Origin of the sequence: Steroidobacter sp., from assembly GCF_016790065.1 — a bacterium.
GTDB lineage: Bacteria > Pseudomonadota > Gammaproteobacteria > Steroidobacterales > Steroidobacteraceae > Steroidobacter.
The window spans coordinates 1-6474 of record NZ_JAEUPY010000240.1; the positions used below are offsets into that span (position 1 = coordinate 1).

At 60.5% G+C, this 6474-nt stretch carries 6 protein-coding genes; 3 read left to right on the plus strand and 3 right to left on the minus strand.

What is annotated here, in order from left to right; all coding sequences use genetic code 11:
- Nucleotides 1-1034 (minus strand): 7TM-DISM domain-containing protein (locus tag JNL55_RS10355; protein ID WP_293852714.1); only part of this gene is annotated, 1034 nt, incomplete at its 3' end.
- Nucleotides 1035-1222: 188 nt separating this feature from the next.
- Between JNL55_RS10355 and JNL55_RS10360 the strand changes: the two genes are divergently transcribed.
- Complete coding sequence (locus JNL55_RS10360; RefSeq protein WP_293852716.1) at nucleotides 1223-1870, plus strand: DUF6134 family protein; 648 nt, start codon at nucleotides 1223-1225, stop codon at nucleotides 1868-1870.
- A 41-nt stretch (nucleotides 1871-1911) separates the two neighbouring features.
- Here JNL55_RS10360 and JNL55_RS10365 read toward each other — a convergent pair whose 3' ends face one another.
- Together JNL55_RS10365 and JNL55_RS10370 are read right to left on the minus strand one after the other, a co-directional pair.
- Nucleotides 1912-3054 (minus strand): acyl-CoA dehydrogenase family protein, encoded by a 1143-nt coding sequence (locus JNL55_RS10365; protein WP_293852718.1) that lies wholly within the window; start codon nucleotides 3052-3054, stop codon nucleotides 1912-1914.
- A gap of 19 nt (nucleotides 3055-3073) precedes the next feature.
- Nucleotides 3074-4273 carry an acyl-CoA dehydrogenase family protein gene (locus JNL55_RS10370; protein ID WP_293852720.1) on the minus strand — a complete coding sequence of 400 codons (1200 nt, stop codon included), beginning with the start codon at nucleotides 4271-4273 and terminating at the stop codon, nucleotides 3074-3076.
- 276 nt (nucleotides 4274-4549) lie between these two features.
- Here JNL55_RS10370 and JNL55_RS10375 point away from each other — a divergent pair, with 276 nt between their 5' ends.
- On the plus strand, nucleotides 4550-6223 hold the full coding sequence (locus JNL55_RS10375) for a long-chain fatty acid--CoA ligase (protein ID WP_293852722.1): 1674 nt from the start codon (nucleotides 4550-4552) through the stop codon (nucleotides 6221-6223).
- A gap of 52 nt (nucleotides 6224-6275) precedes the next feature.
- Nucleotides 6276-6474: helix-turn-helix domain-containing protein (locus JNL55_RS10380; protein ID WP_415923053.1), on the plus strand; the 199-nt coding region annotated here is incomplete at its 3' end.

Here is a 6474-nt window from a genome sequence, read left to right on the forward strand (position 1 = left end):
AATCCTTCCAGCAAACCCCACGCGATCAAAAACCAGCCAGCCGCACGGTTGTCTCTCCGCCATGCCAGGAATGCGACCACGAGCGTGAAAATTGCCGCACCCAAGAAGACCAGATTGCCGATGGCCGCCACTACTCCGCCGAGGCCGATGTGTTGTGCCACGTTGGCGAAGGCGAGCACCACGAAGGTCACGGCCATCCAGCCGAAAATGGCATAAACACGCGGTGAGTACAGGCGCAGCTCGGCAATCTCTCGCACGAACAAACAGGCCGCGGCACCGCTCAATGCCGCTGTCACGTTCCATGTGTATGCCATTAGCGGCGTGCCGAGCGACAGCACCGGCCAATCGAAGCCTTGCCCGGACAAGTAGGCGACATATAACGCCTGCAAAGAAAACAAGCTGGCGTAGAACAGCAGCAGCCGATCCGAGAGCACCAGCCAGATCAGCAACGAAGTGCACGCCATCGCCAACAGCGCGCCGAAGGCGATGGCGATCATGCGGGCATGTTCGGCGCCGGTGGCCAAGGTTTGTTCGAGCGTGGAGAAGCTGAATTGCAGACCTTCCCAACCCTGACCTTGTGCGTCGACGCGTACGTAAAGCGGTTGCCCGACGCTGAGTCGATCCGGCAATGACAGCACTATTTGGTGCATGCCGCGGAAGCCGGGCAAGTAAGTGGCGGTTCGCAGCTCGACCGGACGGCCGCCGGCGACGGTGTATGCCTGGACCTGCAAATGCCGGCCCTTGCTGACATTCAACGTCGGCACCGCGCCGGGCGTGGAGTTTTCTTCGGCGTGGAGTCGCACCCAAAAGGCGCCGTCGTGTTTGCGGGCGGCGGCAAAGTCGAAGGGGCGAAAGCTGGTGTCGAGCGCGCCGCTGATCAGTCTGTCGATGCTGACATCGCCGCTGGTCTCATCGAGCATCTCGGCTTGCAGGGACAGGTCGCCGGAAACGGCGTCGGCGGCCTTGCCCAGCGACGGTGCAGTCAGCATGCACACGCCTAGCACCAGCAGCCATGTGGCGAACCACTCACGCACGATGTTTCTCCCGACCCCATTATGTCCGCGACGCCGATTCATGACTGTTGCGCGCCGGAACGGTCGGCATCGTAGCACGTGCTGCTCGGGAGGAAATTCGTTAGCTGAACACGGTTAAACAGGTGGGGCCACATCCAATGGTGGCGGCGAGGCGAAGCTCCGTTCAGGTAGGTTTGACGGCGGTGCTCATGGACTGGGTAAGAAATAAGTTCCGACTCGGCTTGCTGGTCGTGCTGAGCATCGCGGCGGTTCCGCAGACCGCGCTGGCCAATCGTAGCTGGGACTTTCGTGTGTTCCTGGGCGACAAGGAAATCGGTAGCCATCGATTCGAGCTGCTCGAACAGGGCAATCAGCGCCAGCTCACCAGCGAGGCGCACATGAAGGTGAAACTGCTTTTCGTCACTGCGTACACCTACGACCATCACGACGTCGAACAATGGAATGGCGATTGTTTGTCCACGCTCGCGTCCAGCACCGACGACAACGGCAAGAAACATCGCGTGAGCGCGCAGCGACAAGGCAGCGCGACCGTCGTGCAAACTTTGCAGGGCTCGCAGCGTCTGGGGGAATGCTTGCTGACGTTCGCCTACTGGAATCCGGCGATGTTGCAACAGACTCAGCTGCTCAACTCACAAGATGGCGAGTATGTCGGCGTGAAGATCAAGGATGCCGGCGCTGATTCAATCGTGGTTCGCGGCGTGAACACGCCGGCGCGTCGCTACGAGCTGCGAAGTGACAAGCTCTCGATCGATTTGTGGTATTCGGAACGGCAGGAATGGCTGGCGCTGGAGTCGAAGACCGAGCGCGGCCAGAAGTTGATTTATCGGCTGAGGTAGAAGAGGCGGGCGGCCTGCTGCCGCCCGTGCCGAGCAAAGACTTAAGAGGCGTTGGCGGCCGCGATGAACTGCTGGGTATGAAAGTCCACATCGCCCAGCGTCAGGTCGATGGCGGTCAAGCGTTTGAAATAATGACTCACCATCAGCTCATCGGTCATGCCCATGCCGCCGTGTAATTGCACGGCCTGTTGGCCGACGAACTTACCGGCCTGGCCGATGATCACTTTCGCTGCCGACAAGGCGCGACGACGCTCGCCGGCGTCCTCCTCGACACATTTGATGGCCGCGAGATAGCTCATCGAGCGGGCTTGCTCGCTGTGTAGAAACATATCGGCCATCCGATGCTGAAGCACCTGGAAGCGCGCAATGGGCTGGCCGAACTGCTTGCGGCTCTTGGTGTAGTCGAGCGTGGTGGCGTTGACGGCTTTCATGATGCCCACCGCTTCGGCGCACAACGCACTGAGTGCCTGGTCGTGAGCGGCTTCGATGGCGGCGAAAGCTTTGCCTTCAGTGCCGATCAAGCTCGACGCCGGCACGGACACTTTCTGCAAAGTGATATCCGCGGCACGCAGGCTATCGATGGTGCCGTAGTCTTTGACGGTGACGCCGGCTGCTTTGGGATCGACGCGAAACACGCTGATGCCGTCGGTATCGCCGGGCTTGCCGCTAGTGCGCGCCGTGACCAGTAACTCATCGGCAGCGCCGCCGCCGATCACCACGTTTTTCAGGCCGTCGAGCACATAGCCGCTGGCGTTTTTGTCCGCGCGAGTTGCGACGTGGTCGAGTTCACCGCGGGTTCGGGGTTCCTGATGAGCAACGATCACGATGCGCTCACCGGAAGCGATGTCGGGCAGCAGCTGCTCGCTGGCCGCCTTATCGTTGAGCTTGGCGATCAACACCGGCGTCAGTACCGCTGCAGCCAGGAACGGCTCGACCACCAGGCCTTCGCCCAGCGCATTCATCACCAGCATGGTCTCGACCGGGCCGCTGCCCAATCCGCCATGTTCCTCGGGCACGTTGAGCGCCGTCAGGCCGAGGTCGGCCAGCGCTTTCCAAGTGTCGCGGCTCCAGCCGCCAGTGCTTTTGAGAATGTCGCGGCGAGCTTCGAATGAATACGTGTCGCGCACCAAGCGCTGCACGGTGTCGCTCAGCAGCTGCTGTTCTTCGCTGAAGTTGAAATCCATGGGTGCTGCTCGGGTTGCGTTACAGGCCCAGAATCATCTGGGAAATGATGTTGCGCTGAATTTCGTTCGAGCCACCGTAAATAGTGACCTTGCGAACGTTGCAATAGGTCGCGGCCAGCGGCGCGGCATATTCGGGGCCGGCAGCGCTGCCCAGGTCGCCTTCTTCGATGGAGCGACGTTCGAAGGGCAGGGCATACGGCCCGACGGCGTACATCATCAGCTCGGTGAGCGCCTGCTGAATCTCAGTGCCTTTGATTTTCAGAATGGAGGCTTCGGGGCCCGGGGCGCGCTGCTCCGATTCGGCTGAGAGCGCACGCAGGTTGGTGATCTCCAGCGCCATCAACTCGATTTCCACTTGCGCCACGCGAGCTGCAAACAAAGGATCCTCGAGCAGCGGACGGCCGTTCTTGGTTTCCTGGCGCGCGATGTCTTTCAAGCGGCCGAGTTCGCGCTTGGAAGCGCCGACGCCAGCGATGTTGGTGCGTTCGTGGCCGAGCAGGAACTTGGCGTAAGTCCAGCCTTTGTTTTCTTCGCCGATGCGATTTTCGACCGGCACTCTGACGTTTTCGAACCAGACCTCGTTCACTTCATGGGCGCCATCCATGGTGATGATGGGGCGCACGGTGATGCCCGGCGTTTTCATGTCGATCAACAAAAAGGAAATGCCTTGCTGTTGTTTGGGCGCGTTGGGATCGGTGCGCACCAGACAGAAAATCCAGTCGGCATGTTGGCCGAGCGTGTTCCAGGTTTTCTGGCCGTTGACGATGTAGCAATCACCGTCGCGATCGGCTCGGGTTTTCAACGAAGCCAGATCCGAGCCCGCGCCCGGTTCGGAATAGCCCTGGCACCACCACACTTCGCCATTAAGGATTCCCGGCAAGAAGCGCTGCTGTTGCGCCGGCGAGCCGAACGCCATGATCACGGGCGCCACCATCTTCAAGCCAAACGGAATGGTCCGAGGAGCGCCGGCGGCCGCAGCTTCCTCATCGAAAATGTGCATCTGGACCGGGCTCCAGTCGGGACCGCCGAATTGAGTGGGCCAGCCGGGCCCGCCCCAACCGCGCCGAAATAGAATCTTTTGCCAGCGGGTGTAGTCGGCGGCACGCAGCACCAAGCCGCTTTTGACCCGCTGCGCGATGTCTTGTGGGAGTTCATCCCGCATGAACTGGCGGACTTCGTCGCGAAACGCTAGCTCTGCGGGCGTGAAGTTCAAATCCATGGAAAAACCTGCTGGCTGCTATGCAGAATAAGTGTTCTCGATGCAGGCGGGAATCATAGGGGTGCTCCCGGCGCATTCGCAACTTGGGGAATTCAATGGAGTCCCGCAATTACGGCAAGTTCCGCCTGAATGTGGCTTGCCTGCGGCCATCTGCTCACATACCTTGACGGACCGGCGGCTTGGTTGCGCAGTGCAAGATGTGATAATTTTCGGGCAGAACAAACGCCCGCATTGTGGAATCTGCGGGCACATCGAGACGTTGGGGGGATGGGGAGCATGTCCCAAGAGCATTTCAAATTTTGGCCCGTCGGCCTGCCACGCAATATCACCTCGCCGGCGACCAACCTGTTTTACAACGCGGAAGTCTCGGCGGCCCGTTATCCCGACAAGCCCTATCTGATCTTTTTCGAAGCGCCGCTCAGCTATGGGCGATTCAAAGATGAGGCTGAGCGCTTGGCCGGCTATCTGCAACACGATTGCGGAGTCGCGCCCGGCGACCGGGTGCTGCTGGTGATGCAGAACAGCCCGCAGTTCATCCTGTCTTACTACGGCATCCTGCGAGCCAATGCGGTGGTGGTGCCGGTGAATCCGATGAGTGTCACCGCCGAGCTCGAGCATTACATCGAGGATAGCGGCGCCAAAGTTGCTCTGGTCGCGCAAGAAGTCTATCCGCAGCTGCAGCCACTGCTCGGCAAGCAAGTTCAGCGCGCCATCGTGGCTGCGTACAGCGACTACATCGATCCGAAGACGACGCTGCGTATGCCGGAAGTCGTCAGCGCTCCCAGACAAGCGTTGGCCGACAAGCATGTGACTTTGTGGGGCGACGCACTGACGGCCAAACGCACGCCGGGGCCGTTGACCATGGGATCCGACGATCTTTGCGTCATTCCTTATAGCTCGGGCACCACCGGCCGGCCGAAGGGCTGCATGCTCACGCATCGGAATGTGATGCACACGGTGCTCACCAACACCTTCTGGTTCAGCGCCAGCTCCGACACCAGTCAACTGGTGGTGTTGCCGTTCTTCCATGTCACCAGCATGCAGGGTGGCATGAATGCGCCGTTGTTCTACGGCGGCACCATCGTGCTGATGTGTCGTTGGGATCGCGAAGTCGCGGCCGAGTTGATTCAACGCTACCAGCTGATGTCGTGGACGGCGATCGCCACCATGGTGATCGACTTCCTGGCCAATCCCAAGCTGGATCAATATGACTTGTCGTCGTTGGTGCGCGTTTCCGGCGGCGGCGCCGCCATGCCGGCTGCGGTGGGCGAACGCTTGCAACAGTTGGTGGGCTCGCCGTACATCGAAGGCTATGGGTTGACCGAGACCATCGCGCCGACGCACGTGAATCCGCCGGATCGACCGAAGCGGCAATGTCTCGGCGTGCCGATCTGTAACACCGACTCGCGCATCATCGATCCGGAAACCTTGCAGGAAGTGCCGCAGGGAACGGTGGGTGAGATCGTCTCGCACGGTCCGCAGATCTTCCGCGGCTACTGGCGCAATCCCGAAGCCACCGAAGCGGCGTTTCTGATGCTCGACGGCAAGAAATTTTTCCGTACCGGCGATCTGGGCTATGTCGATCAGGAAGGTTATTTCTTCCTGGTCGATCGCTTGAAACGAATGATCAATTGCTCGGGCTTCAAGGTGTGGCCGGCCGAGGTCGAGGCGCTGATGTATCAGCACCCGGCCATCCAGGAAGCCTGCGTGATCGCTTCTAAAGATGCCCATCGCGGCGAGACGGTGAAAGCCGTCGTGGTGTTACGCGCGACTCACAAAGGCCAAGTGAGCGAAGACGACATCATCGAGTGGACGCGCCAGAACATGGCGACTTACAAACATCCGCGCGTCATCGAGTTCGTCGATGCGCTACCGAAGTCGGCCACTGGCAAAGTCCAGTGGCGTTTGTTGCAGGAAGCGGAAATGGCGCGTGCAGCGCGCGCTCAATAGACACATAAGGCGGGAAACTACCATGGCGACCAGAGCATCAGAGACGACTCGCATGATCGAGACGAGCAGCGCGGCGGCGGCAGCAGCGACTCCGCGTCCTCACGTTGGCAAACAGGATCGGCACTTCGTCACCGCGTTGTCGCGCGGACTGGACGTGCTGTCTTGCTTCCGCAGCGGCAGTCGGCTGCTGGGCAACCAGGATATTTCCGAGCGTTGCCGTTTGCCCAAGTCGACCGTGTCCCGGCTGACGT

What these genes read in the sequence shown, in the direction of transcription:
- JNL55_RS10360 (WP_293852716.1), top strand. Translation starts at nt 1,223, where the DNA reads ATGGACTGGGTAAGAAATAAGTTCCGACTCGGCTTGCTGGTCGTGCTG.
- JNL55_RS10365 (WP_293852718.1), bottom strand. Translation starts at nt 3,054, where the DNA reads ATGGATTTCAACTTCAGCGAAGAACAGCAGCTGCTGAGCGACACCGTG.
- JNL55_RS10370 (WP_293852720.1), bottom strand. Translation starts at nt 4,273, where the DNA reads ATGGATTTGAACTTCACGCCCGCAGAGCTAGCGTTTCGCGACGAAGTC.
- JNL55_RS10375 (WP_293852722.1), top strand. Translation starts at nt 4,550, where the DNA reads ATGTCCCAAGAGCATTTCAAATTTTGGCCCGTCGGCCTGCCACGCAAT.